This is a genomic window from Streptomyces sp. NBC_00385 (assembly GCF_035917155.1).
Taxonomy (GTDB): Bacteria; Actinomycetota; Actinomycetes; order Streptomycetales; family Streptomycetaceae; genus Streptomyces; species Streptomyces poriferorum.
This window is the reverse complement of sequence record NZ_CP107951.1, coordinates 6,875,640-6,900,597: the sequence shown is the minus strand read 5'-3', so window position 1 is coordinate 6,900,597 and position 24,958 is coordinate 6,875,640. Positions and strand designations below refer to the sequence as shown.

Annotated in this window: 23 protein-coding genes and 1 riboswitch; of the genes, 12 read left to right on the top strand and 11 right to left on the bottom strand. The window is 72.9% G+C overall.

Annotated features, from left to right (window positions below):
- Positions 1-90: 90 nt before the first annotated feature.
- Genes amaP through OG959_RS30730 form a run of 5 tightly spaced genes read right to left on the bottom strand, consistent with a single transcriptional unit; the run spans position 91 to position 2,418 of the window.
- A complete protein-coding gene (amaP, locus tag OG959_RS30750) occupies positions 91-669 on the bottom strand; it encodes an alkaline shock response membrane anchor protein AmaP (RefSeq protein ID WP_442805661.1) in 579 nt (192 codons plus the stop codon).
- 5 nt (positions 670-674) lie between these two features.
- Positions 675-1,346 carry a DUF6286 domain-containing protein gene (locus OG959_RS30745; protein ID WP_326663725.1) on the bottom strand — a complete coding sequence of 224 codons (672 nt, stop codon included), beginning with the start codon at positions 1,344-1,346 and terminating at the stop codon, positions 675-677.
- A complete protein-coding gene (locus OG959_RS30740; protein ID WP_385280735.1) occupies positions 1,343-1,705 on the bottom strand; it encodes an Asp23/Gls24 family envelope stress response protein in 363 nt (120 codons plus the stop codon). The genes OG959_RS30745 and OG959_RS30740 overlap by 4 nt, the downstream gene beginning before the upstream one ends.
- A complete protein-coding gene (locus tag OG959_RS30735) occupies positions 1,702-1,893 on the bottom strand; it encodes a hypothetical protein (protein WP_136330255.1) in 192 nt (63 codons plus the stop codon). Before OG959_RS30735 ends, OG959_RS30740 begins: the two co-directional genes overlap by 4 nt.
- 30 nt (positions 1,894-1,923) lie before the next feature.
- A complete protein-coding gene (locus OG959_RS30730; protein ID WP_326663723.1) occupies positions 1,924-2,418 on the bottom strand; it encodes an Asp23/Gls24 family envelope stress response protein in 495 nt (164 codons plus the stop codon).
- Between the two features lie 93 nt (positions 2,419-2,511).
- On the opposite strand from OG959_RS30730, the gene OG959_RS30725 reads away from it, so the two are divergent.
- Complete coding sequence (locus OG959_RS30725; protein WP_326663722.1) at positions 2,512-3,243, top strand: hypothetical protein; 732 nt, start codon at positions 2,512-2,514, stop codon at positions 3,241-3,243.
- Positions 3,244-3,270: 27 nt separating this feature from the next.
- On the opposite strand, the gene OG959_RS30720 is transcribed toward OG959_RS30725, so the two are convergent.
- The 3 genes from OG959_RS30720 to OG959_RS30710 form a co-directional block, all read right to left on the bottom strand.
- Complete coding sequence (locus tag OG959_RS30720; RefSeq protein ID WP_326663721.1) at positions 3,271-4,062, bottom strand: enoyl-CoA hydratase/isomerase family protein; 792 nt, start codon at positions 4,060-4,062, stop codon at positions 3,271-3,273.
- 150 nt (positions 4,063-4,212) lie between these two features.
- A complete protein-coding gene (locus tag OG959_RS30715; RefSeq protein ID WP_007263382.1) occupies positions 4,213-4,434 on the bottom strand; it encodes a helix-turn-helix domain-containing protein in 222 nt (73 codons plus the stop codon).
- Positions 4,435-4,837: 403 nt separating this feature from the next.
- Positions 4,838-6,436 (bottom strand): ABC-F family ATP-binding cassette domain-containing protein, encoded by a 1,599-nt coding sequence (locus OG959_RS30710; RefSeq protein WP_326663716.1) that lies wholly within the window; start codon positions 6,434-6,436, stop codon positions 4,838-4,840.
- 280 nt (positions 6,437-6,716) lie between these two features.
- Between OG959_RS30710 and ypfJ the strand changes: the two genes are divergently transcribed.
- The gene (ypfJ, locus tag OG959_RS30705; protein WP_326663714.1) at positions 6,717-7,607 is read left to right on the top strand and encodes a KPN_02809 family neutral zinc metallopeptidase; all 891 of its coding nucleotides are present in this window, start codon (positions 6,717-6,719) and stop codon (positions 7,605-7,607) included.
- Between the two features lie 122 nt (positions 7,608-7,729).
- A complete protein-coding gene (locus OG959_RS30700; protein ID WP_326666711.1) occupies positions 7,730-8,143 on the top strand; it encodes a VOC family protein in 414 nt (137 codons plus the stop codon).
- Between the two features lie 72 nt (positions 8,144-8,215).
- Here the strand turns inward: OG959_RS30700 and OG959_RS30695 are convergent, their stop codons facing one another.
- From OG959_RS30695 to OG959_RS30685, 3 genes are all read right to left on the bottom strand, one after another.
- Positions 8,216-9,526, bottom strand: coding sequence for a hypothetical protein (locus OG959_RS30695; RefSeq protein ID WP_326666709.1), 1,311 nt, complete (start codon positions 9,524-9,526; stop codon positions 8,216-8,218).
- Between the two features lie 185 nt (positions 9,527-9,711).
- Positions 9,712-10,839: an alpha/beta hydrolase gene (locus OG959_RS30690; protein ID WP_326663712.1), complete on the bottom strand. Its 1,128-nt coding sequence runs from the start codon at positions 10,837-10,839 to the stop codon at positions 9,712-9,714.
- A 71-nt stretch (positions 10,840-10,910) separates the two neighbouring features.
- Positions 10,911-11,579 (bottom strand): class II aldolase/adducin family protein, encoded by a 669-nt coding sequence (locus OG959_RS30685; RefSeq protein WP_326663710.1) that lies wholly within the window; start codon positions 11,577-11,579, stop codon positions 10,911-10,913.
- 236 nt (positions 11,580-11,815) lie between these two features.
- Between OG959_RS30685 and OG959_RS30680 the strand changes: the two genes are divergently transcribed.
- The 9 genes from OG959_RS30680 to cobI all read left to right on the top strand — a co-directional run bounded on the left by OG959_RS30680 (position 11,816) and on the right by cobI (position 24,946).
- Entirely contained in the window at positions 11,816-13,078 is a 1,263-nt protein-coding gene (locus OG959_RS30680) for an inorganic phosphate transporter (protein ID WP_326663709.1), read from the top strand.
- A 25-nt stretch (positions 13,079-13,103) separates the two neighbouring features.
- Positions 13,104-13,349, top strand: a complete 246-nt coding sequence (locus OG959_RS30675) for a hypothetical protein (RefSeq protein WP_326663708.1) — start codon at positions 13,104-13,106, stop codon at positions 13,347-13,349.
- 163 nt (positions 13,350-13,512) lie between these two features.
- Positions 13,513-13,644, top strand: a riboswitch (cobalamin riboswitch).
- Positions 13,645-13,778: 134 nt separating this feature from the next.
- Positions 13,779-14,792, top strand: a complete 1,014-nt coding sequence (locus OG959_RS30670; RefSeq protein WP_326663707.1) for a cobalamin biosynthesis protein — start codon at positions 13,779-13,781, stop codon at positions 14,790-14,792.
- The gene (locus OG959_RS30665) at positions 14,789-16,330 is read left to right on the top strand and encodes a cobyric acid synthase (RefSeq protein ID WP_326663705.1); all 1,542 of its coding nucleotides are present in this window, start codon (positions 14,789-14,791) and stop codon (positions 16,328-16,330) included. Before OG959_RS30670 ends, OG959_RS30665 begins: the two co-directional genes overlap by 4 nt.
- Positions 16,331-16,350: 20 nt before the next feature.
- On the top strand, positions 16,351-20,001 hold the full coding sequence (gene cobN, locus OG959_RS30660) for a cobaltochelatase subunit CobN (RefSeq protein WP_326666707.1): 3,651 nt from the start codon (positions 16,351-16,353) through the stop codon (positions 19,999-20,001).
- A gap of 145 nt (positions 20,002-20,146) precedes the next feature.
- The gene (locus OG959_RS30655; RefSeq protein ID WP_326663703.1) at positions 20,147-22,177 is read left to right on the top strand and encodes a putative cobaltochelatase; all 2,031 of its coding nucleotides are present in this window, start codon (positions 20,147-20,149) and stop codon (positions 22,175-22,177) included.
- On the top strand, positions 22,177-22,776 hold the full coding sequence (gene cobO, locus OG959_RS30650; protein ID WP_266777214.1) for a cob(I)yrinic acid a,c-diamide adenosyltransferase: 600 nt from the start codon (positions 22,177-22,179) through the stop codon (positions 22,774-22,776). The genes OG959_RS30655 and cobO overlap by 1 nt, the downstream gene beginning before the upstream one ends.
- Positions 22,770-24,221 (top strand): cobyrinate a,c-diamide synthase, encoded by a 1,452-nt coding sequence (locus tag OG959_RS30645; protein ID WP_326663700.1) that lies wholly within the window; start codon positions 22,770-22,772, stop codon positions 24,219-24,221. The genes cobO and OG959_RS30645 overlap by 7 nt, the downstream gene beginning before the upstream one ends.
- Positions 24,218-24,946, top strand: coding sequence for a precorrin-2 C(20)-methyltransferase (gene cobI / locus OG959_RS30640; RefSeq protein ID WP_326663698.1), 729 nt, complete (start codon positions 24,218-24,220; stop codon positions 24,944-24,946). Before OG959_RS30645 ends, cobI begins: the two co-directional genes overlap by 4 nt.
- Positions 24,947-24,958 lie beyond the last annotated feature (12 nt).

The following is a 24,958-nucleotide window of genomic DNA, read 5'->3' as shown; positions in this document are numbered from 1 at the left end:
GACGCGGAAACGCTGAGGCACCGGACGCGGAACGCGTTGGGGGCCGGACGGCTTCCGCCGTCCGGCCCCCAACGCATGGCGTACCGCCCGTCAGCTCACGCGCTCGGCCCGGTGCTTGACCGCCTTCAGCCGCACCTCGGCCGGCAGCTTCGCCAGCCCGGCGGAGTCCCGGGCATGGGCCAGCGCCTCGTCGGTGAGCCGGCCCAGCGCCTCGTCCGGGGCGGCGTGCGGTTCCATGAGGAGCCGGATCCTGGCCTGCGGCTCGCTGCGCCTGCCGGTCAGGACGACCTGGGCGCGGGCCACCCCGTCCAGGGCGCCCGCCTCCTGTGCGAGCACACCCTCCAGGGCGCGGCCGCGCAGCAGCGCGCCCTCGCCGTCGCCGCTGTCCACGAGCGCCTCGGCGAGGCGGGCCCGGCGCAGCTGGGCCAGCAGCCACCACAGCGCGAGTACCACCAGAACCGCGAGGACCGCGATCACGACCGGCCACCACCAGCCCTCGGACCGCCAGCGGTCCCGGTCCGCGTCACTGAGGAGGACGTCGCGCTTGCCGTACCACGGCCACCAGGACGGCACGGAGAGACCGAGCGCCGCGGCCAGCACCCCGCCGCCGACGCAGACCAGTACCAGTCCGGCCAGCCCCAGCAGTACCCGGTTGACGGTCCCGATCACGCGGCTCACCCCTTCTTCGCCGGACGGCGGACATGGACGGACAGGCTCGGTTGCCTGGCCAGTCCGAGTTCCCTGATGCCGGTGGAGAGCACGGTGTCCAGATCGGCCCGTACGTCGTCGAGTTCACGGAAGTGCGAGACGGCCCGCACCCCCACCTTGCCGCGGCCCATCCGGACCCGGACCGACTGCACACCGGAGACCTCCACGGCCCGGTCGCGCAGGACCATGGCCGCCGCGGTCCGGTCGAGGGCAGCCCGTACGTCCGGGCGTTCGCGCCGCATCGGCAGCAGATCGCGCAGTCCGGGCGTGAGTGCGAGGACGAGCAGCCACAGGCCGGCCGCCACCGCGACCGAGGCGCCCGTGAGCACCCAGACGTCGTCCAGCCGGCGCTCCGACAGTTCGTCGGCCAGCGAGCGGCGCCACTGCATCGCCGGGTGGTCGGCACGGACCGCCGCGACGTCGTAGAGGAGCAGTCCGGCAGCGCCCAGGACCACCAGGGCGGTGATGCCCGCGGGGATGCGGCGGGCGGACCGGAATCGGCCCGCTCCGCCCTCGCTCCGTTCCTTGGCCGGGACCGGGTCGTAGGCCGCGGACGACGCCGACTGGTCGAGCGCGAGCACGTCCCCGTGTTCCACGGTGTGCTCCGCGCTGTTCTCCGGATTCCGGGGCTCGGTCATCGGATCCTCCCCTGCGCCGCGAGGCTCGCTCCTGAGGGGTGCAGGCGCTCGACCTGTACGGCCACTTCGGGCACCTCCATCCCTGCCAACGCCTCTACCCGCATAGCGACCCGGCGACGCACGGCACCGCACTGGCGCCCGATATCGCTGGGATATCCGAGCTCCAGACTCACCCGTACGCGGGCGGTGTCACGGTGCACCGTGACCGTGGCCCGCGGCGACGCGGCGTCCTTCGCGGGCTCGTCGACCGCCTCTTTCGCCGCCTGCGCGGCGATCTTCGCGACGACCCGGTCGGCGATCCGGGTCTCTCCGCGCTCCGCTGCGGCGACCCGGCCGCCCGCCCCCGACAACGCCGTCACCGCCGTCGGTCGCCGCGATCGCGACTCCGGAAGAAGTCGCCGGGCTCCAGGTCACCGTCGAGGAAGCGACCGGCGATGAAGCCGATCGCCCCCAGGGCGGCCACCAGCAGAAAGGCCCCGAAACCGCCGAAGTACCCGGCGAACCCGAGCGCCATGCCGGCCACCATGCCGACCACAGCCATGCTCATCTGCGCTCCTCAACTGCCTTTGACGGAGGACTACTGGACACGTGGCTCGGACTGGTCCTCGTCGTCGTCCTCGTCGGGGAGCTTCACATCGCTCACCGCGATGTTGACCTCGATGACTTCGAGGCCCGTCATCCGCTCGACCGCCGCGACAACGTTCTCCCTCACATCACGGGCGACGTCGGCGATCGACACGCCGTAGTCGACGACGATCTCCAGGTCGAGGGCCGTCTGGGACTCGCCGACCTCGGCCTTCACCCCGCGGGTGACCGACTTGGAACCGCCGGGGACGCGGTCGCGCACCGCGCCGAAGGTCCGCGAGAGACCGCTGCCCATCGCGTGCACGCCGACCACGTCGCGTGCCGCCATTCCGGCGATCTTCTCGACGACACCGTCGGCGATCGTCGTCCGGCCGCGGGTGGCGGGGTCTCCCCCGCCGCGCTTGGTCAGCGAGTTGCTCCTGCTCTCGCCGCCCGTCGAGTCCTTGTCGGGGTTCTCGGGCCGGTTCCGCTGTGGGGTCTCGGTCATCGCCGTTCTTCCCTTCGGGGCAGATTGGACTTCCTTGCCCAGATTAAGTGCGGTTGCCCGGTCTCGCGCCGTGGATGCGGCAGGCTGGGGGCCATGACGACGGCTGACAGCTCGCGCAGGGCCCAAGGATGGACGGCCGCGGTTCGGCAGCGGCTCGGTCTGGGCCGGCTCCTCCCGCTGGGCGGCCCGGCGGACGGGGCATGGATCTCGGAACGGGCGGCGGCGGCCGTACTGCGCCGGGCGGTGGGCGGTTCGGGGCCGGTGCTTCTGGAGCTGCGCATCGCCGTGGCCGATGCCGGGGCGGCGCCCGCCCCGCAGGTGCCGCCGCCTCCGAGCGCCCTGCCGCCGGGGCCGTTGCGCATCGAGGCCACGGTGGCGGCGACGGCGCACCTGCCGATTCCGGCCGCTGCGGCGGCGTTGCGCTCCGCTCTGCTGACGGCTGCCGCCCGGCGGCTCGGGCTGGTGGTCGACGAGGTGGACGTCCAGGTGACGGAGTTGCTGGACACCGAACCCGACCGGGTCGAACCGCCCCCCGCCGAGGTGCGCCCGGCGGATCCGGAGGACGCTGCGGGCCGTGCCGCCGCTGGAGTGACGGGGGTCGCGACGCTGACGCGGGTGCTCGGCGCGTCCGTGCACACGGGCCCGGACCACGTCCGGGTCGAGCTGGCGACGGACGGCGGGCACCGGGCGCTGGACGTGGCCCGCTCGGTGCGGGCGGCCGTGACCCAGGCCGTGGACGGGCATCCTCCGGTCGCGGTGCTGGTCACGGCGGTGGCGGAGGGCCAGGTCCCGCCGGGAACCGACACGGCGGCGGGCCCGGGGTGATGTGCCCGGGCCCGCCGCCGGACGCTTTCAGTCGGCCGTGCCCGAGAGGTCGCGCAGCCGACGGCCCTGCGCGGCACGCTCGGCGGCGCGCTGCTCCTCGTACGTACGGGAGACGGCGCCGCCGAGGAGGGCCTTGGTCTCGATGACGGCGTCGCGCGGGGCGGCGATCAGGGCGCCGGCCAGATCACGGGCGGCTCCTTCGAGCTCCGCGGCGGGCACCACGAGGTTGGCCAGGCCGGTGCGTTCGGCCTCTGCGGCGTGCACGAAGCGGCCGGTGGCGCAGATTTCGAGTGCGCGTGCGTACCCCACCAGGTGCACCAGGGGGTGCGTGCCGGTGAGGTCGGGGACCAGTCCGAGGCTGGTCTCGCGCATGGCGAACTGCACGTCCTCGGCGACGATCCGCAGATCGCAGGCGAGGGCGAGCTGGAAGCCGGCGCCGATGGCATGCCCCTGGACGGCCGCGATCGACACGATGTCGTTGCGGCGCCACCAGGTGAACGCCTCCTGGTACTCGGCGATGACCGCGTCGAGCTCGGCCTCCGGGCCGCGCCCCATGTCGAGGAACGACGGCTCGCCGTCGAAGCCCTCGGGGGTGAACGCCTGGCGGTCGAGTCCGGCGGAGAAGGACACACCTTCGGCGCGCAGCACGACGACCCGCACACTGCCGGGCAGAGCCCGTCCGGCCTCTGTCAACGCCCGCCACAGAGCGGGGGACTGAGCGTTGCGCTTGGCCGGATTGGTGAGGGTCACCGTGGCAACCGCGTCGTCGACGGTGAGTCGTACGCCGTCCTTGTCGAGCACAGTGTCGAGCGAGGTCATGGAGCGCCTCCGGATCGGGTGCAGTCAGCACAGAGCTAAGTGACTGAACAGTAACCACCCGGTCGACCGCACGATCGACCGGGTGGCCACCACCGAAACCGGTGAGCCCCGGGACAGATCCTGCGACCTGCCCCGATCCGCGGACGGCTGTCAGGCCGCTGCGGCCTTCTTGCCCCGTGTCGCTCCGCCACGTCCCCGCAGCGTCACTCCGGACTCGCTGAGCATCCGGTGGACGAATCCGTAGGAGCGGCCGGTTTCCTCGGCCAACGCCCGGATGCTCGCACCGGAGTCGTACTTCTTCTTCAGGTCTGCCGCGAGCTTGTCGCGCGCGGCGCCGGTTACCCGGCTGCCCTTCTTCAGAGTCTCGGCCACCCGTGCCTCCTCATGGGAAGTGCGCTCTGGACTCTCATGATCACCCCTCGGGGCCGTCCTGGCCACCCATTCGGCAAGGTCCGTGCAAGCGGATCGGCACCCCGGGAGGGCGACGGCACGAGCGGAATCCAGGATTCCGCGGGGCCGTGGGGCCGGCGGGGCAATCGCGCCGGAGGAACGGCCAGGTCAGGGCGGCACAGGGTCCGGGGCCCCTCATGCGTGCATCCGGCAGCTAGCTGCCGGATGCCGCGCCGGGGTACGAGACGTCCTCACACAGATGATGGATCACGCGTAGGCCGAATGATCCAGTGCGAGTGGATCAGCGGGCCGCGACGGCCGGAACGCGGCCGCCGCGCGCGGGGCCGACGGCCGGGACGGGCCCCGGCACGCGCCCGGACCCGGGTCAGGCCAGCGAGACCAGGTCCCGGTAGTCCGCACCCCACAGGTCCTCGACGCCGTCGGGCAGCAGGATGATGCGCTCGGGCTGGAGCGCCTCGACGGCGCCCTCGTCGTGCGTGACGAGGACGACGGCGCCCTTGTACGTGCGCAGCGCGCCGAGGATCTCCTCGCGGCTGGCCGGGTCGAGGTTGTTGGTGGGCTCGTCGAGCAGCAGCACGTTGGCGGAGGAGACGACCAGCGTCGCCAGGGCGAGCCGGGTCTTCTCACCGCCGGAGAGCACTCCGGCGGGCTTGTCCACGTCGTCCCCGGAGAAGAGGAACGAGCCGAGGGTCTTGCGGACCGCCACCAGGTCGAGGTCCGGTGCCGCCGAGCGCATGTTCTCCAGGACGGTGCGGTTGGGGTCGAGGGTCTCGTGCTCCTGGGCGTAGTAGCCGAGCTTCAGCCCGTGGCCCTCGATGATGTCGCCGGTGTCGGGCTTCTCCGCGCCGCCGAGCAGCCGGAGCAGCGTGGTCTTGCCCGCGCCGTTGAGGCCGAGGATGACGACCCGGGAACCCTTGTCGATCGCGAGGTCGACGTCGGTGAAGATCTCCAGCGACCCGTAGGACTTGGAGAGGCCCTCGGCCATCAGCGGGGTCTTGCCGCACGGCGAGGGGTCGGGGAAGCGCAGCTTGGCGACCTTGTCGGAGACCCGGACGGCCTCCAGGCCGGAGAGCAGCCGGTCGGCGCGCTTGGCCATGTTCTGCGCGGCCACGGTCTTGGTGGCCTTGGCGCGCATCTTGTCGGCCTGGGCGTTGAGGGTCGCGGCCTTCTTCTCGGCGTTCTGCCGCTCGCGCTTGCGGCGCTTCTCGTCGGCCTCGCGCTGCTGCTGGTAGAGCTTCCAGCCCATGTTGTAGACGTCGATCTGCGAGCGGTTGGCGTCGAGGTAGAAGACCTTGTTGACGACCGTCTCGACGAGCTCGACATCGTGGGAGATCACGATGAAGCCGCCGCGGTAGCTCTTGAGGTAGTCGCGCAGCCAGACGATCGAGTCCGCGTCGAGGTGGTTCGTGGGCTCGTCGAGGAGCAGGGTGTCGGCGTCCGAGAAGAGGATCCGGGCCAGCTCGACACGGCGTCGCTGACCGCCGGAGAGCGTGTGGAGCGGCTGGCCCAGCACTCGGTCGGGAAGGCTGAGGGCCGCGGCGATGGTGGCCGCCTCGGCCTCGGCCGCGTAGCCGCCCTTGGTGAGGAACTCCGTCTCCAGGCGCTCGTACTTCTTCATCGCCTTCTCGCGGGTGGCGCCCTTGCCGTTCGCCATCCGCTCCTCGTTCTCCCGCATCTTGCGCAGGATCTCGTCGAGGCCGCGGGCCGACAGGATGCGGTCGCGGGCGAGCACGTCGAGGTCGCCGGTGCGCGGGTCCTGCGGCAGGTAGCCGACCTCGCCGGAGCGGGTGATGGCACCGGCCGCCGGGGTGCCCTCGCCCGCGAGGCACTTGGTGAGGGTGGTCTTGCCCGCCCCGTTGCGGCCGACGAGGCCGATGCGGTCGCCCTTGGCGATACGGAAGGAGGCGGATTCGATGAGCATGCGGGCGCCGGCGCGCAGCTCGATGCCGGAAGCGGTGATCACGGGGAAAAACTCCAGAGCGGTATGGACGGCGGAGGAACGACTAGCGATTCACGACTCGACGCCGTTACTCACGCACACGCACAAGGAGAATTGCCATGAGAACCAGTCTACTGGCGGTGTCCAACCACTTTCCCGCCTGCTCCCACCGCAGTTGCCGAAAAGCCACCCGGCGCGCCCGGCGGACCCCACCCCACAGGCAAAAACGGGCATTGCGGTGTGAATTATCTGATACTCGGCGCATGGCTGTGCGGCAGCCGCGAGCGGAGCAGAGGGTGGTGCCATGCGGTTCGACGACGACGCCGATCTGGACACGTCCGAGGTCCGGGACACGCGCGGCAGTCGCATCCCGGGCGGCAGGGCCACCGTGGGCGGCGGGATCGCGGGGGTCATCGCGCTGATCCTGGGGCTGCTCTTCGGGGTCGGCCCCGATCAGCTCGGGCTCTCCTCCGGCGACTCGGGCACGACCGCGACCGCCTCGTCGGCGGCACAGGTCGGGCAGAACTGCCGGACCGGCCGGGACGCCAACACCAAGGACGACTGCCGGACGGTCGCGGTGGTCAACAGCGTGCAGGACTACTGGGGCCAGGAGTTCCAGCGGCGCGACGCCACGTACGGCAGCGCCCGCACGGTCCTGTTCACCGACCGGGTGAACACGGCCTGCGGGTCGGCGACCTCGGCCGTGGGGCCGTTCTACTGCCCCGGTGACCGGCAGGTCTATCTGGACCTGGGCTTCTTCGACGAGCTGCGGACCAAGTTCGGGTCGAGCGGCGGACCGTTCGCCGAGGCCTACGTCGTCGCGCACGAGTACGGACACCACGTGCAGAACCAGATGGGGACGCTGGCCCGCTCGCAGGACGGACGGACCGGCGAGAACAGCAACGCGGTGAAGGTGGAACTGCAGGCGGACTGCTACGCCGGGGTCTGGGCGAACCACGCGACGACCACGCCGGACGAGTCGACCGGCCGGCCGCTGATCACCGAGCTCACCCGGGCGGATATCCGGGACGGACTCGACGCGGCCGCGTCGGTCGGGGACGACCGGATCCAGGAGAGGTTCCAGGGCCGGGTCACCCCCGAGTCCTGGACGCACGGCTCGGCCGCGCAGCGCCAGCAGTGGTTCACCACCGGCTTCACCAGCGGCGACATGGCCGCCTGCGACACCTTCCGCTGACCTGCGCGAACGGCTCGGGCCCGGTTTGCGCAGGGCGTTGTCAGTGCCCGGTGGAAGACTGAGACACAGATCACAGTCGGGTCGTACGGGGCCCGGTTCGGCGTGAGAAGGGAATGAGCACGATGGCAGACGCGACGGCAGGCGTACCGACGATCTATCCGACGATTCTGTACGACGACGCGAAGGCCGCGATCAGGACGCTGACGGAGGGCCTCGGATTCACCCGGGAAGCGGTGTACGAGGGCGAGGACGGCACGGTGATGCACGCGGAGCTGTCCTGCGGCAACGGCAGGGTGATGCTGGGCTCCAAGGGCCGCGAGGGCGTCTTCGCCAAGGCGATGCAGGGGGCGGGACCGGCCGGCGTCTACGTGGTGGTCGACGAGGTGGACGCCCACCACGCCCGGGCCGTGGAGTACGGGGTGGAGATCCTCATGCCGCCCACCGACCAGGACTACGGCTCCCGGGACTACATGGCGCGGGACGCGGAGGGCAACGTGTGGAGCTTCGGGACGTACGCCCCCGGGTCGGCGGGCTGAGCGGCCGCGGACCCGGGGCCCCGGACCCGGGGCAACGGTGCCGCCTCGGGCCCGGCAGTGGGCCGCGGCGGTTCAGGCGCCGCCCGTGTGCACCTGGAACGCCGCCTTGCGGACCGCTTTGGCGAGCGCGGGGTCGGGGTGCGCGGCGGCGAGGGCGACCAGCACCTGGACGGTGCGCGGGTGGCCCACGGCCCGAACCTCGTCCAGCAGCGCCGGGACGGTGCCCTGCACGGCCGAGTCGAGGTGGCGGACCAGCAGTCCCGTCTCGCCGTGGTCGGCGACGGCAGCCGCGGTGTCGACCCAGAGCCAGGTGGCCTCCTCGCGACTGAGGACCTCCTGGGCGTCCTCGGGGTCGGTTCCGTCGTACTCCGCGAGCCAGAGCAGCGCGTACGGGCGCAGTGACGGGTCGGCGACGACGGAGCGCACCTCGGGCTCGGCCGGGGCGCCGACGACCCGGAGCGCCTCGAAGGCGAGCCCGCGCAGCAGCGCGTCCTCGCCGCGGGCCACCCCGAGCAGTTCGGCGACGGCGCTGCCGACGGGGCGGGCGGCCAGCCAGGCCCGGTATTCGGCGCGTGCCGGTCCGGGCGTGAGGCGGGCGCAGCCGAGCAGCATGTCGGCGGCGGACTGCTCGATGTTCCCGGCGGGGCTCTGGGCGGCGACGCAGATCTGTTCCAGCTTGACCCAGACCGCCCAGTTGCCGAGCGGCGTCAGGGTGGCGGTCCCGGGGCCGAGGGTGAGCGCGCCGACGGCGGCAAGCCCTTCCAGGGCCCAGTCCAGCAGGAGCGCGACCAGTGCGGCGGGGTGGGCGGTGGGTGCCGGTTCGGCGGGGGCGGGCAGCGGCTGAGGCCCGTACGGCACCTCGCAGCGCTCCTCGTGCAGTTCCGCCACGCGCTGGCCGAGCAGGTCCAGGAGGGCGGGCACCGTGACCGGGCCGGCCGAGAGCTGAAGGAGCGAGAGCACCTGGGGCACGGCCTCGACGGCCTCGGCGACCGCGGTGGACTCGATGTCCCGGGGCGCGGGGTGGACGAGCGACCAGGCGTCGAAGAGCGCCACCCAGCCACGGAGCACGGCGGAGTCGTCGCGGTCCCAGGCACGCAGCCGCCAGCCGGGCCGGGCGGTCTCGCCGTGCAGTTCCACGAGGCCGGCGAGCCGGGCCCGGTCCCAGCCGGAGCGCACCTGGGCCGGGGACAACGCCAGCGCCGCCGCGGCCCGTTCCAGTGCCTGGGCGGCCAGGGGCGGGGTGCCGGGGCTCGCGCCGTCGGCCGCCCAGCGGGCGATCCGCACGGCGTCGGCGAGAGCGGTCCTGGCCTGACGGGCCAGTTCCGCCCGGGGCGGAGTGCCCTCGGGCGGGCGGGGCGCCGGCCTGGTGCGCCGGGTGGTCACGGCCTTGCGAGCGGTGGCGAGGGGTCGCGGGCGGACAAGTCGCAGCCTGGAGTCGCGCGGGGTACGGGACGTCACGGGGAGCAGTCTTGCCTCTGACGGCCCGAAAGCCCAAACGGAACCCGGATCACCGGTGTCGGGCCCGCCCCGCACCGGCCGGGACCAATCGGCCGAAGCGGCACATCGGCTCACATCAGGGGCGTGAGGAAGCGTCTCAGCGTCTCTTCGTAGTGAGCCGGGCCGGCGTTCCACATCGCCGCATGCGGAGCCTGGGGCACGGCGTGCAGGGAGATCAGGTCGGGGCGGCGGGCGGCGAGCTCCCGGGACGGCCGCCAGGGGGCCAGGGTGTCGTCGGGCCCGTGGAAGATCAGCGTCGGCACGTGCAGGGTCGCGGGCAGCGAGGTGTCCAGGAGCCGGGCCCCGCGCAGTCCGGTCTTCCCCTGGGCGGCGCGAACGGCGAGGGGCAGCAGGGCGGAGGGGACGCCGTGGGCGGCGGCCAGGGCGCGCAGCGTGACCTGCCAGTCCAGCACCGGCGAATCGAGGACGAGCCCGCAGATCCGGTCTCTCAGCGCGGAGTTCACGCAGGCGTGCAGGGCCATCGAGGCGCCGGTGGACCAGCCGTGCAGGACGACCTTCTCGGCGCCGTAGCGCACGGCGAAGCGGATGGCCGCGTCCAGGTCCCGCCACTCGGACTCGCCGAGATGGGCGAGCCCGTCCGGGGAGCGGGGGGCTCCGGGGTCGCCGCGGTAGGCGAGGTCGAGCACGGGCAGCTGCTGCCCGTGCAGGAAGGCCGTCACGTTCAGCGGGTGTTCCCGGGTGGTGCCGAGGCCGTGTGCGGTGATCACCCAGGTGTCGCGGGGGCCCGGTACGAACCAGGCGGGCAGGCCGCCGAGTTCGCCGGGGATCTCGACCTCGCGGAATTCGAGGCCGAGGGCGGTGGCGGGGTCGCCGCTGTGGAGCTCCGGCGTGATGCGGACCTTGGCGCCGGGGCGCAGGGTGCCGTGGTTCACGCGCTCCAGCCGGCGCACGACGGTGTCGGCCGCCTGGTGGGCCTGGTCGATCACCGGGCCCACGACGGCGTGGACGCCGTCGCCCACCAGCCCGTAGGTCCCCGGCCGGAGCGAGGTGAAGGACCGGGTGAGGGTGACCTGCCCGGCCGCCGTCGCATGCACGGTCAGCCGGCGGTCGGCGGGGAGGGGGCGTCCGGACGGTGCCTTGAGGGCGACGTCGCCGGCGTACCGGCCGGCGGCGACCGCCGCCGCGCCGACGCCGAGGATCGTGGTGACGGCTGCTGCCGTTGCTGTAGCGGGGCGCACGGCTTCAGTGTCGGGGGCGTCGCCGCACGCTGCCAGCGGACGGGGGCCGTCCGGTGCGCCGGCCGGATCCCCTACCGGTTTCCGCGCGGCTGCCCGTACCCCTTCAGCGCTTCCCCGACGTCGCTCAGCTGCTCCGGCGTGAGCAGGGCCGGGGTCCGGCCGGGCACCGAACTCGCGGTGAGCCAGAGGCGGCACAGCCATTCCAGCTGGGCCGTGCGGTCGTACGCCTCGTCGAGGGAGGCGCCGTAGGTGACCGTGCCGTGGTTGCCCAGCAGGCAGCCGGTGCGGCCGCGCAGGGCCGTGAGCATGTTTTCGGCCAGTTCGTCCGTGCCGTAGCGGGCATAGGCGGCGACCCGGACGGGGCCGCCCAGCATCGCTGCGGCGTAGTGCACCGACGGCACCTCGGCGACCAGTGCGGAGACGGCTGTGGCGTGCACCGCGTGGGTGTGCACCACGGCGACCGCGTCGGTGTTCCGGTACACCGCGAGATGGAGCGGGAGTTCGCTGGTGGGGGCCATGGTTCCAAGGATCTGGTTGCCCTCCGGATCGACGCCGGTCAGATCCTCGGGGCGGAGCCGGTCGTACGGCACTCCGCTCGGGGTGACGAGTACGGTCCCGCCGACCCGTGCCGAGACGTTGCCCGAGGTGCCCACGACCAGTCCCTCGGAGGCCGTCCGGCGGGCGGTGGCGACGACCGCATCCCAGGCCTGTTCGATCGAATCCCGCCACTCACCGCTCACACGAAGATCCTTTCAACGGATGAGCGGCCCTGTGCCACCCCTCCCACGACAGCCTCCCCGGACGCCGGATTCCGGGCCCACACCGGCCCGTACCGGAATCCCGCCGTCACCCGTCGGACGAAAAGGGCGGCGGCACTCCGGTTGGGGTCACCGCAACGCCCTGCCCAGTTCATCTTCCGTTCACTCAGGTTGCCTACGGTCCACGTGCCACTGACGTCGAACGATTGCCTGGGTAAATGGAACACATCACGCTGCTGCTCGCGATTGTGATCGTGACAGCTCTAGTGTTCGATTTCACGAACGGTTTCCACGACACCGCCAACGCGATGGCCACCACCATCTCGACCGGCGCACTCAAACCCAAGACAGCGGTGGCCATGTCCGCCGTTCTCAACCTCGTAGGCGCGTTCCTGTCGGTGGAGGTCGCCAAGACGATCTCCGGCGGGATCATCAACGAAGACGGGCTCAGAACCGAGGTCATCTTCGCGGCGCTCGTCGGCGCCATCCTGTGGAATCTCCTGACCTGGCTGGTCGGCCTGCCGTCCAGTTCCTCCCACGCACTGTTCGGCGGCCTGATCGGCGCCGCGGTGATGTCCGCGGGCTGGTCGTCGGTCGACGGCGGCACCGTCGTCACCAAGGTGCTGCTCCCCGCGGTCGCCGCACCGGTCGTCGCCGGTCTGGCCGCGTTGCTGGCCACCAAGCTGACGTACCGCATCGGCGGGAAGGTCAAGGGCGGCGCCCAGGAGAAGGCCACCGCGAAGGGGTACCGCGCCGGCCAGATCGCCTCGGCCGGTCTCGTGTCGCTCGCGCACGGCACCAACGACGCGCAGAAGACCATGGGCATCATCACGCTCGCCCTGGTCACCGGCGGCGTCCTCTCCCCCGGCTCCAACCCGCCGGTCTGGGTCATCGTCTCCGCGGGCCTCGCCATCGCTCTCGGCACCTACCTGGGCGGCTGGCGCATCATCCGCACCATGGGCAGCGGCCTGACCGAACTGAAGCCGCCGCAGGGCTTCGCCGCCCAGACCAGCGCGGCCACCGTCATCCTGGCCTCGTCCCACCTCGGTTTCTCCCTCTCCACGACCCAGTCGTGCTCCGGCGCCGTCATGGGCGCGGGCCTCGGCCGCAAGGGCGGCGTGGTCCGCTGGTCCACCGCCACCCGGATGTTCGTCGCCTGGGGCCTGACCCTGCCGGCCGCCGGTCTGGTCGGCGCGGGCGCGGAGTTGCTCACCAAGCAGGGCACCTGGGGTGTCGTGGTCGTCGCGGCGCTCCTGATCGCCGGCTCCGGTGCGATCTGGGTGCTGTCGCGGCGCAAGCCCGTCGGCCACGACGACGTCGCCCCGGCCGGTGCGGACGCCGAGCCCGCGGGCGTCGTCACCACGGCCATCGCGGCCGTCAGCCCGCCGCCCACCGCGGCCGCTCAGCCCCACGACCTCACGGCCACCATCCCGGCCCCCGCCGGGCCGGTCGCCGACCCGGCCCGACCCGCCACGGTCTAAGAGCCTCCGGTAAGGACAGATCCCCATGAACATCGACTGGGCAGCCCTCGGCACCGTCTTCGGTGTCTCCCTCGTCGCCACCGTCGCGCTGGTGGGCCTCTTCACCCTCGGCGTCGTCGGCCTCTCCAAGCAGCCCGAACCGGCCGCACAGGGCGGCTCGGCGGGCGGTCCGGCGGGCGGTTCGCTCATGCTGGCCCGCGCCGGCGCGTACGTCTGCTTCGGCCTGTGCGCCGCGGCCGTGGCCTACGGCATCTACCTGATCGTCGTCTGATCACCGCCTGAGCCCCACCGGTCCCACCCGCATCGGGCCGGACGCACCACTGGTGCGTCCGGCCCGATGTGCGTCTCAGCACACTGCACCGTCGCAGGTCAACGGCAAGTTGACGGGCGTTCGCAGAGCGTGGTGGACTGCCGGAGCCATTACGGCGACAGCAGAGGAAGCCGGTGCGAATCCGGCGCGGTCCCGCCACTGTCACCGGGGAGCAGTCCCCCACCACTGGAAGTCACGGTCCACGCAAGCGGACTGGAAGGCCGGGGGAACTGCGGATCCGGAAGCCAGGAGACTCTCGTCGCCGTCACGTCGAACCAGGGCGCGGACCCTGAGTGAGGACATATCGCCATGCCCGGCTGCCGTGCGTCCCTTCCTGTGCAACGCAGAACAGGTCCTGAGGTCCTTCGAGGCGCAACGGCCGGCTGAACCGTGCGTGCCGATCGCATCTTCGCGTACGGCGCCACGGCCGGTCTGATCGGCGATCTGCTGCTCGGTGATCCCCGCAGGGGGCACCCGGTCGCCGCCTTCGGGCGGGCCGCGGCAGGCGTCGAACGCCGTCTGTGGCGCGACCACCGCGGGTGGGGCGCCCTGCACACCGTGCTCTGCGCCGGAGGCGCCGCCGGGGGCGCCGCGCTGGCCTCCCGCGCCCTGCGCCGCCACCCCGCCGCGTCCGTCGTCCTGACCGCCGCCGCCACCTGGTCCGTCATCGGCGGTACGTCGCTGGGGCGCGAGGCCCGGGCCATCGGTGGCGCGCTCGCCTCCGGGGACATCGAACGGGCCCGGGAGCGGCTGCCACATCTGTGCGGCCGCGACCCGCAGTCCCTGGACGGTCCGCAGATCGCCCGCGCCGTCGTGGAGTCCGTCGCCGAGAACACCTCGGACGCCGTGGTCGGCGCCCTGGTGTGGGGCGCGCTGGGCGGGGTCCCCGGACTCGTCGGGTTCCGGGCCGCCAACACGCTCGACGCGATGGTCGGTCACAAGTCGCCCCGCTACCGGCGTTACGGCTGGGCCTCGGCCCGCCTCGACGACCTCGCGGGCTGGCCGGGCGCCCGGCTGACGGCCCTCCTCGCCGTGACCGCCGGGGGGCGGCCACGGGAAGCGGTGCACGCCTGGCGGGCCGACGCGGCCAAGCACCCGAGCCCCAACGCGGGCCCCGTGGAAGCCTCGTTCGCCGGCGCGCTCGGCGTACGGCTCGGCGGAACACTCACCTACGGCGGCCGGGTCGAGCACCGTCCCGTGCTCAACGGGGAGACCGGCCGCGCGGTGGAGCCCGCCGACATCGAGCGGGCCGTACGGCTGTCGCGCCGGGTGAGCGCGCTCGCCCTCGGCGTGAGCGTGGCGGCCCGGCTGGGCGCGGGGTTCGCGGCACGAAGGATCGCGGGGGCCCGCACCGCGGGTTCCCGCAGCACGGCACCCCGATTCTCAGAACGGAGACCGACATGAGCGGCGGACTGCTGGTCGCCGGGACCACATCGGACGCGGGCAAGAGCGTCGTCACGGCGGGCATCTGCCGCTGGCTGGTGCGCCGGGGCGTGAAGGTGGCGCCGTTCAAGGCGCAGAACATGTCACTCAACTCCTTCGTCACCCGCGAAGGCGCCGAGATCGGCCGCGCCCAGGCCATGCAGGCCCAGGCCGCCCGGGTGGAGCCGACCGCGCTGATGAACCCGGTGCTGCTCAAGCCCGGCAGCGACCGCTCAAGCCAGGTCGTCCTGATGGGCCGTCCGGTCGGCGAGATGAGCGCACGCGGCTACCACGGCGGCCGGCAGGAGTCGCTGCTGTCCACCGTCGTGGACTGTCTGGAGCAGCTTCGGGGCACGTATGACGCGGTGATCTGCGAAGGGGCGGGCAGTCCGGCCGAGATCAACCTGCGGCGCACGGACATCGTGAACATGGGCATCGCACGGGCGGCGCGCTTCCCGGTGGTGGTCGTCGGCGACATCGACCGCGGCGGGGTCTTCGCCTCGTTCTTCGGTACGACGGCGCTGCTCTCGGCCGAGGACCAGGCGCTGATCGCCGGCTACCTGGTCAACAAGTTCCGCGGCGACGTCTCGCTGCTGGAGCCCGGCCTGGACATGCTGCGCGATCTGACGGGACGGCCGACGTACGGGGTGCTGCCGTTCGCCCACGGCCTCGGCATCGACGAGGAGGACGGTCTGCGGGTCTCGCTGCGCGGCACCGTACGCGAGTCGGTCGTCGCACCGCCGCACGGCGAGGACATCCTGCGCGTCGCCGTGTGCGCCGTGCCGCTGATGTCCAACTTCACCGACGTGGACGCGCTGGCCGCCGAACCGGGCGTCGTCGTGCGGTTCGTGGACCGCGCCGAGGAACTCCACGACGCCGACCTCGTCATCGTGCCCGGCACCCGCGGCACGGTGAAGGCGCTCGCCTGGCTGCGTGAGCGCGGGCTCGCCGACGCACTGCTGCGGCGCGCCGCCGAAGGACGCCCGGTCCTCGGCATCTGCGGCGGCTACCAGATCCTCGGCGAGCACATCGAGGACGACGTGGAGTCGCGCGCCGGGCAGGTCGACGGGCTCGGACTGCTGCCCGTACGCATCCGGTTCGACCGCGAGAAGACCCTCGCCCGCCCGGCCGGGGAGGCCCTCGGCGCCCCGGTCGAGGGGTACGAGATCCACCACGGCGTCGCGGATGTGCGCGGCGGCGAACCCTTCCTCACCGACGGCGGCGGGCAGCGTCTGGACGGCTGCCGGGCCGGCGCCGTGTGGGGCACCCACTGGCACGGCTCGCTGGAGAGCGACACCTTCCGGCGCCGCTTCCTGACCGAGATCGCGAAGGCCGCCGGCCGCCGTTTCGTGCCCGCCCCCGACACCTGCTTCGCCGGACTGCGGGAGGAACAGCTCGACCGCCTCGGCGACCTGATCGAAGAACACGCGGACACCGATGCGCTGTGGCGACTCATCGAGTCGGGCGCACCGGCAGGACTTCCCTTCATCGCCCCCGGAGCACCTGGAGCACGCGCATGAACGCGCCACTGACCGCCCCCATGAGCACCGTGCTGCTGTTGTCGACCGCCGACACCGACCTCCTCGCCGCGCGCGCCTCGGGCGCGCCGTACAGGATCGGCAACCCGACCCGTATCGACGTCCAGGACGAACTGCCCGCACTGATCGAGGGCTGCTCCGTCGCCGTGGTCCGCCTGCTGGGCGGCAAGCGCGCCTGGGAGGAGGGCCTCGCGGCGCTGAAGGCGTCGGGCGTCCCCACCGTCCTGCTCGGCGGTGAGACCGTGCCGGACGCCGAGCTGATGGCCGAGTCGTCCGTGCCGGCGGGCGTCGTCGCCGAGGCGCTGCGCTACCTGGTGGAGGGCGGCCCGGGCAACCTCGTCGAACTGGCCCGCTTCCTCTCCGACACCGTCCTGCTGACGGGGCACGGCTTCGCCGAACCGCAGAAGATGCCCGAGTGGGGCCCGCGCGGCAGCCGTACGTTCACCGAGGGCCGCCCGACCGTCGGCGTGCTCTTCTACCGGGCGCACCACCTGTCCGGCAACACCTCGTTCGTCGACGTGCTGTGCGACGCCGTCGAGGCGCGCGGCGCCAACGCCCTTCCCGTGTACTGCGGTTCGCTGCGCGGCGCGGACGCCGGTCTGTACGAGCTCCTCGGCCGGGCCGACGCCCTGGTCGCCACGGTCCTCGCGGCCGGCGGGACCCGTGCGTCGGACGCCTCCGCCGGGGGCGACGACGAGGCCTGGGACATCGGCGCCCTCGCCGATCTGAACGTCCCGGTGTTGCAGGGGCTGTGCCTGACGTCCTCGCGGGCGGCATGGGACGCGTCGGACGCCGCGCTCTCCCCCATGGACGCGGCGATGCAGGTCGCCATCCCGGAGTTCGACGGCCGCCTCATCACCGTGCCGTTCTCCTTCAAGGAGCAGGGCCCGGACGGAGTGCCGGTGTACCGCGCCGACCCCGAGCGCGCGGCCCGCGTCGCCGGGATCGCGGTGCGTCACGCCGTCCTCAAGCACAAGTCGAACGCCGAGAAGAAGCTCGCCCTCGTCTTCACCGCCTACCCCACCAAGCACTCCCGCGTCGGCAACGCGGTCGGCCTGGACACGCCCGCCTCCGCGGTCCGGGTCCTGGACGCCCTGCGCGACGCCGGATACGGGGTCGCGGAGCACCCGGACAACGGCGACGAGCTGATCCACCGCCTCATCAACGCCGGTGGCCATGACGTGGAGTGGCTGACCGAGGAACAGCTCGCCGCGGCCCCCGCCCGGGTGCCGCTGGCCGACTACCGTGAGTGGTTCGCGAAACTTGAGCCGGGGCTGCGCGACTCGATGCTGGAGCACTGGGGCGAGCCGCCGGGCTCCCTGTACGTGGACGGCGACGACATCGTCCTCGCCTCGCTCCAGTTCGGGAACGTGGTGGTGCTGATCCAGCCGCCGCGCGGGTTCGGCGAGAACCCGATCGCGATCTATCACGACCCGGACATGCCGCCCTCGCACCACTACCTGGCGACGTACCGCTGGCTGGAGAACACGTTCGGCGCGGACGCCGTCGTCCACATGGGCAAGCACGGCACGATGGAGTGGCTGCCCGGCAAGGGTCTCGGACTGTCGGCGGGCTGCGGCCCGGACGCGGTCCTCGGCGAACTGCCGCTGATCTACCCGTTCATCGTCAACGACCCGGGCGAGGGCACCCAGGCCAAGCGCCGCGGCCACGCCACGGTGGTGGACCACCTGGTGCCGCCGATGGCCCGCGCCGACACCTACGGCGACCTGGCGAAGCTGGAGCAGCTGCTCGACGAGTACGCGCTGGTCAGCGATCTGGACCCGACCAAGGCGCCGACGGTGAGGGCGCAGATCTGGACGCTGGTCAAGGCCGCGGAACTGCACCACGACCTGCATGTCGACGAGCAGCCGGGCGACGACGACTTCGACTCGTTCGTCATGCACATCGACGGCTACCTGTGCGAGATCAAGGACGTCCAGATCCGCGACGGTCTGCACATCCTGGGCGGCGGCCCGGTCGACGAGGCCCGGGTCAACCTGGTCCTCGCGGTGCTGCGCGCCTCGCAGGTGTGGGGTGGCACGGCAAACGCGCTGCCCGGTCTGCGGTCGGCCGTCGCCGAGCACTTCGGGCTCAGCGAGAAGGAGCTGCTGGGCGAGCCGGGCGCGGCGGTGAAGGTGCCGGACGGACTGAGCGAGCTGGTGGACGGCCCGGCCAGGACGGGCGCGGACGCGATCGACCTGCTGGAGCAGTTGTGCCGCCGGCTCGCGGAGGGCATGGAGGCGCGCGGCTGGGACGTGACCGCGGCGGCCGGTCTGGTACGGGAGGTGCTGGGCCTCGAACTCCCGGACGCCGTCGCCGTCCTGGGCTTCGCCTGCGAGGAGGTCGTGCCACGGCTGGCCCGGACGACCGACGAGATCGACCACATCCTCCTCGCCCTGGACGGTGGCTTCGTCCCGGCGGGCCCCTCGGGTTCACCGACGCGCGGGCTCGTCAACGTGCTGCCGACCGGCCGCAACTTCTACTCCGTCGACCCGAAGGCGATTCCGTCCCGGCTGTCGTGGGAGGTCGGCCAGTCCCTCGCGGACTCGCTGATCGCCCGGTACCTCGCCGACACGGGCGACTACCCGAAGTCGGTCGGTCTCACCGTGTGGGGCACCTCCGCCATGCGCACCCAGGGCGACGACATCGCGGAGATCCTGGCGCTGCTCGGCTGCCGCCCCGTGTGGGACGACGCCTCGCGCCGGGTGACGGGCTTCGAGGTGGTGCCGGTGAGCGAGCTCGGCCGGCCGCGCATCGATGTGACGGTCCGCATCTCGGGCTTCTTCCGGGACGCGTTCCCGCACGTGGTGGGCCTCATCGACGACGCGGTACGCGCGGTGGCGGAGCTGGACGAGCCGGCCGACGCCAACTACGTACGGGCGCACGCCGACGAGGACACGGCGGAGCACGGTGACCGACGACGGGCCACGGCACGCATCTTCGGCTCGAAGCCGGGGGCGTACGGGGCGGGCCTGCTGCCGCTGATCGACGCGCGGAACTGGCGCAGCGATGCAGACCTGGCCGAGGTGTACGCCGTCTGGGGCGGTTACGCGTACGGGCGCGGGCTGGAGGGGCGGGCGGCGCGCGGGGACATGGAGACGGCGTTCCGGCGGATCGCGGTGGCGGCGAAGAACGTCGACACGCGGGAGCACGACCTCGTCGACGCGGACGACTACTTCCAGTACCACGGCGGCATGGTGGCCATGGTGCGGCATCTGACCGGGGAGTCGCCCGAGGCGTACGTGGGGGATTCGGCGACGCCGGATCAGGTGAAGACGCGGACGCTGGGCGAGGAGACGCACCGGGTGTTCCGGGCACGGGTGGTGAACCCGCGCTGGATGGCGGCCATGCGGCGGCACGGGTACAAGGGCGCCTTCGAGATGGCGGCGACGGTCGACTACCTGTTCGGGTACGACGCGACGGCGGGCGTGGTCGACGACTGGATGTACGAGAAGTTGTCGGCGGAGTACGTGTTCGACCCGGAGAACCGGGACTTCATGAAGAAGTCCAACCCCTGGGCGCTGCGCGGGATTTCCGAGCGGTTGCTTGAGGCGGCCGAGCGGGGGCTCTGGGCGGAGCCGGATGCGGAGACGCTGGAGCGGTTGCGGGCGACGTATCTGGAGCTCGAAGGGGAACTGGAGGGGGACGCGTGAGGGCGCGATGCGCGATGCGGGTGGCGCCTGCGGCGGGCGTTCTCCCCTGGCCCGCCCCTTCCCGTAACCGGGGGCTCCGCCCCCGGACCCCCGCTCCTCAAACGCCGGAGGGGCTGACAACGAACCGCTCCCCCAAGGAGGTCTCGTGAGTACGCCTTATCCCTTCACCGCCATCGTCGGGCAGGACGATCTCCGGCTCGGGCTGCTGCTCAACGCGGTGAGCCCCGCCGTGGGCGGCGTCCTCGTGCGCGGCGAGAAGGGGACCGCCAAGTCCACCGCCGTGCGCGCCCTCGCCGCGCTCATTCCCGAGGTGGCCGTCGTCCCCGGGTGCCGGTTCTCCTGCGCCCCGGACGCGCCCGATCCGGCGTGTCCCGACGGGCCCCACGAGGCCGGGTCCGGCGTGTCGCGGGCCGCGCGGACCGTCGAGCTGCCCGTCGGCGCGTCCGAGGACCGACTCGTCGGGGCGCTCGACATCGAGCGGGCGCTCGCCGAAGGCGTCAAGGCGTTCGAGCCGGGGCTCCTCGCGGACGCGCATCGCGGGATCCTGTACGTGGACGAGGTCAACCTCCTCCACGACCACCTGGTCGATCTGCTGCTGGATGCCGCGGCCATGGGCGCCTCGTACGTGGAGCGCGAAGGCGTCTCCGTACGGCATGCCGCCCGCTTCCTGCTCGTCGGGACCATGAACCCGGAGGAGGGGGAGCTCAGGCCCCAGCTCCTCGACCGGTTCGGGCTGACCGTCGAGGTCGCCGCCTCCCGTGAGACCGATCTGCGGGTCGAGGTCGTACGGCGCCGGCTCGCGTACGACGACGATCCGGCCGCGTTCGCCGCCCGGTGGGCCGAGGAGGAAGGCGCGTTGCGGGCCCGGATCGTGGCCGCCAGGGCGCTGCTCCCCCACGTCCGCCTCGGCGACGGTGCGTTGCGGCAGATCGCGGCCACGTGTGCCGCCTTCGAGGTCGACGGGATGCGGGCCGACATCGTGATGGCCCGGACCGCCACCGCTCTGGCCGCCTGGGCGGGACGTACCGACGTGCTCGCCGAGGACGTGCGGCAGGCCGCCCTGCTCGCACTCCCCCACCGGCGCCGGCGCAATCCCTTCGACGCGCCGGGGCTCGACGAGGACAAGCTCGACGACACGCTGGAGCAGAACAGCGGCGAGGACGACGATCCGGACCCCGACGGTCCTGGTGGCGGCGGCCGGCCGCCGGAGGGCGACGGGCCGGACACGCCGCCGCAGCCCGAGGGCGGCGCCGACGACACGCCCGCGCAGTCCGTGCCCGAGCAGGGCGGGGAGAAGGAACGGGAGCCGGCACAGGGGCAGTCGTCCGGGGGCGGCGAGCAGCAGCCCGTACGGGCCGGTGAGCCGTTCCGTACGAAGATGCTGAGCGTGCCGGGTCTCGGCGAGGGCGCGGCGGGGCGGCGGTCCCGGGCGCGTACCGAGCACGGGCGCACGACCGGCGCGCGGCGTCCGCAGGGCCCGCTGACCAAGCTGCACCTGGCCGCGACCGTGCAGGCCGCCGCCCCGCATCAGCGGGCGCGGGGCCGGTCGGGCCGGGGTCTGGTGGTGCGGCGGGACGATCTGCGGCAGGCGGTGCGGGAAGGGCGCGAGGGAAATCTCGTGCTGTTCGTCGTGGACGCGTCCGGGTCGATGGCCGCCCGGCAGCGGATGACCGCCGTGAAGGGTGCGGTGCTCTCCCTGTTGATGGACGCCTACCAGCGGCGCGACAAGGTCGGGCTGATCACCTTCCGGGGCAAGGACGCCGAGGTGGTGCTGCCGCCGACGTCGTCGGTGGACGCCGCCGCCGCCCGGCTGGAGATGCTGCCGACCGGCGGGCGTACCCCGGTGGCCGCCGGGCTGCTGAAGGCCCATGACGTCCTGCGGGTGGAGCGGCTGCGCGATCCTTCGCGGCGGCCGTTGCTGGTCGTGGTGACGGACGGGCGGGCGACCGGGGGGCCGGAGCCGGTGGCGCTGGCCGCGCGGGCGGCCCGGCTGCATGAGGTGGAGGGCACGGCTTCCGTCGTCGTGGACTGCGAGTCGGGGCCGGTGCGGCTCGGGCTCGCGGTGAGCCTCGCGGGCGAACTGGGCGGTACCGCCGTCACGCTCGACGAGCTCCGTGCGGAGTCGATCGCCGGGCTGGTCAAGGACGTTCAGGGCTACAGCGGGAGGGCCGCGTAATGCCGCAGGGACAGCCGGTCAGCGTGCCGGACGACGGACTCACCACCCGTCAGCGCCGCAACCGGCCGCTGCTGGTGGTCCACACCGGCATCGGCAAGGGAAAGTCGACGGCGGCCTTCGGGCTGGCGCTGCGTGCCTGGAATCAGGGGTGGCCGATCGGGGTCTTCCAGTTCGTGAAGTCGGCGAAGTGGAAGGTCGGCGAGGAGAACGCGCTGAAGGTCCTCGGCGCGAGCGGCGAGGGCGGTTCCGTCGCCTGGCACAAGATGGGCGAGGGCTGGTCCTGGGTCCAGCGCGACCAGCAGCTGGACAACGAGGCGGCGGCGCGGGAGGGCTGGGAGCAGGTCAAGCGTGACCTGGCAGCCGAGACGTACCGGCTGTACGTCCTCGACGAGTTCGCCTATCCGATGCACTGGGGTTGGGTCGACACCGATGAGGTCGTCGAGGTGCTGCGCCGGCGGCCGGGCAACCAGCACGTGGTGATCACCGGCCGCAACGCGCCTGCCGCGCTGGTGGACGCCGCCGATCTGGTGACCGACATGTCGAAGGTCAAGCACCCGATGGACGCCGGGCAGAAGGGCCAGAGGGGCATCGAGTGGTGAACGTTCCGCGCCTGGTCGTCGCCGCGCCGTCGTCCGGCAGCGGCAAGACCACCGTCGCGACGGGTCTGATGGCCGCCTTCGCCGGGCGGGGGCTCGCCGTGTCCGGGCACAAGGTGGGCCCCGACTACATCGATCCGGGCTACCACACCCTCGCCACCGGGCGGCAGGGTCGCAATCTCGACGCGTACATGTGCGGGCCGGAGCTGATCGCCCCGCTGTTCGCGCACGGTGCGCAGGGGTGCGACCTGGCGGTCGTCGAGGGCGTGATGGGGCTGTACGACGGGGCGTCGGGCCAGGGCGAGCTCGCCTCGACCGCGCAGACCGCGAAGTTGTTGCGGGCGCCGGTGGTGCTGGTCGTGGACGCGTCGTCGCAGTCGCGGTCCGTGGCGGCGCTGGTGCACGGGTTCGCCTCGTGGGACACGCAGGTCCGGATCGGCGGGGTGATCCTGAACAAGGTGGGCTCCGACCGGCACGAGGCGTTGTTGCGGGATGCCCTGGACGAGTCCGGGGTGCCCGTGCTGGGGGTGTTGCGGCGGGCCCCGCAGGTGGCTGTGGCCTCGCGCCACCTGGGGCTGGTGCCGGTGGCCGAGCGGCGGGGCGATGCGGTGGCCGCTGTCGCGGCGATGGGGGGACAGGTGGTGGCGGGGTGCGATCTGGATGCCCTGATGGCGCTGGCTCGGTCCGCGCCGCCCGTGCCGGGTGAGGTGTGGAGCGCGGTCAAGGCGTTGGGGGGCGTGGGCGCCTGCGGCGGGCCTGTTCCCCTCCCCGCCCCTTCCCGTAACCGGGGCTCCGCCCCGGACCCCGCTCCTCAAACGCCGGAGGGGCTGGATGGGGCTGTGGGGTCGGGGGTGGTGGTTGCCGTCGCCTCCGGTCCCGCCTTCACCTTCTCCTACGCCGAGCACAGCGAGCTGCTCGCCGCCGCCGGGGCCACCGTCGTGCCGTTCGATCCGCTGCGGGACGAGGCGTTGCCCGACGGAACCCGGGGGGTCGTCATCGGGGGCGGTTTCCCCGAGGTGTACGCGCCCGGGCTGTCGGCCAACGAGCCGTTGCGCAAGGCCGTGGCGGAGCTCGCCCGCTCCGGGGCTCCGGTGGCCGCCGAGTGTGCGGGGCTGCTGTATCTGGCCCGGTCGCTGGACGGGCTGCCGATGTGCGGGGTCCTGGACGCCGAGGCGCGGATGTCGGAGCGGCTGACGCTCGGCTACCGGGACGCCGTGGCGCTCTTCGACAGTGTGCTGGCGGTGGCCGGGACGCGGATGCGGGGGCACGAGTTCCACCGCACCGTGCTGGAACCCGGGGCCGGGGATGCCCCGGCCTGGGGCATGCACCAGCCGGAGCGGCGCGTCGAGGGGTTCGTGCAGCAGGGCGTGCACGCGAGTTATCTGCATACGCACTGGGCCTCGGCGCCCGGTACGGCCCGCCGATTCGTGGAGAGGTGCAAGGGATGAACACGCTGGTCGGAGTCGGAGTCGGACCCGGTGATCCGGAGCTGGTGACCGTCAAGGGCGTCAACGCGCTGCGTGAGGCCGCCGTCGTCGTGGTGCCCGTGATGGACACCGGTGAGCGTGGGCGCGCCGAGGCGACGGTGCTGCACTACGTCGGGGCCGAGAAGGTCGTGCGGGTCGTGTTCGCGCTCAACGAGCGGACGGACCGGGCACGCCGGGAGGCGGCGTGGGACGCGGCGGGTGCGCGGGTCGCGGAGCTGCTGCGCACGCGTGGCTCGGTGGCGTTCGCGACCATCGGGGACCCCAATGTGTACTCGACGTTCACGTATCTCGCGCACACGATCGGCGAGCTGCTGCCGGGTACGGCCGTGGTGACGGTGCCGGGGATCACGGCGATGCAGGATCTGGCCGCGCGCAGCGGCGCGGTGCTGACCGAGGGCACGGAGCCGTTGACGCTGGTTCCGGTCACGGCCGGGGCGGACGTGCTGAGGGAGGCGCTGAAGGGGCCCGGGACGGTCGTCGCGTACAAGTTCGGGCGGCTGGCCGCGGAGGTCGCCACGGCGTTGCGCGAGACGGGGCGGACCGAGGACGCGGTGTGGGGTTCGGCGCTCGGGCTGCCGGATGAGTCGATCCGGCCGGCGGCGGAGCTGGCCGACGGGCCGTTGCCGTACCTCTCCACGCTGATCGCGCCGGCGCCGCGCCGCGGCGGGCGGGGCGGCAAGTTGTGAGGCGGTCGCCCC

Bases quoted from the DNA above. Each gene is read 5' to 3' on its own strand.
- OG959_RS30675 (WP_326663708.1), top strand. From the start codon at position 13,104: ATGAACATCGACTGGGCAGCCCTCGGCACCGTCTTCGGTGTCTCCCTC.
- ypfJ (WP_326663714.1), top strand. From the start codon at position 6,717: ATGCGGTTCGACGACGACGCCGATCTGGACACGTCCGAGGTCCGGGAC.
- OG959_RS30730 (WP_326663723.1), bottom strand. From the start codon at position 2,418: ATGACCGAGACCCCACAGCGGAACCGGCCCGAGAACCCCGACAAGGAC.
- cobO (WP_266777214.1), top strand. From the start codon at position 22,177: ATGCCGCAGGGACAGCCGGTCAGCGTGCCGGACGACGGACTCACCACC.
- OG959_RS30720 (WP_326663721.1), bottom strand. From the start codon at position 4,062: ATGACCTCGCTCGACACTGTGCTCGACAAGGACGGCGTACGACTCACC.
- OG959_RS30735 (WP_136330255.1), bottom strand. From the start codon at position 1,893: ATGAGCATGGCTGTGGTCGGCATGGTGGCCGGCATGGCGCTCGGGTTC.
- cobI (WP_326663698.1), top strand. From the start codon at position 24,218: ATGAACACGCTGGTCGGAGTCGGAGTCGGACCCGGTGATCCGGAGCTG.
- OG959_RS30725 (WP_326663722.1), top strand. From the start codon at position 2,512: ATGACGACGGCTGACAGCTCGCGCAGGGCCCAAGGATGGACGGCCGCG.
- cobN (WP_326666707.1), top strand. From the start codon at position 16,351: ATGAGCACCGTGCTGCTGTTGTCGACCGCCGACACCGACCTCCTCGCC.
- OG959_RS30745 (WP_326663725.1), bottom strand. From the start codon at position 1,346: ATGACCGAGCCCCGGAATCCGGAGAACAGCGCGGAGCACACCGTGGAA.
- OG959_RS30680 (WP_326663709.1), top strand. From the start codon at position 11,816: ATGGAACACATCACGCTGCTGCTCGCGATTGTGATCGTGACAGCTCTA.
- OG959_RS30700 (WP_326666711.1), top strand. From the start codon at position 7,730: ATGGCAGACGCGACGGCAGGCGTACCGACGATCTATCCGACGATTCTG.
- OG959_RS30665 (WP_326663705.1), top strand. From the start codon at position 14,789: ATGAGCGGCGGACTGCTGGTCGCCGGGACCACATCGGACGCGGGCAAG.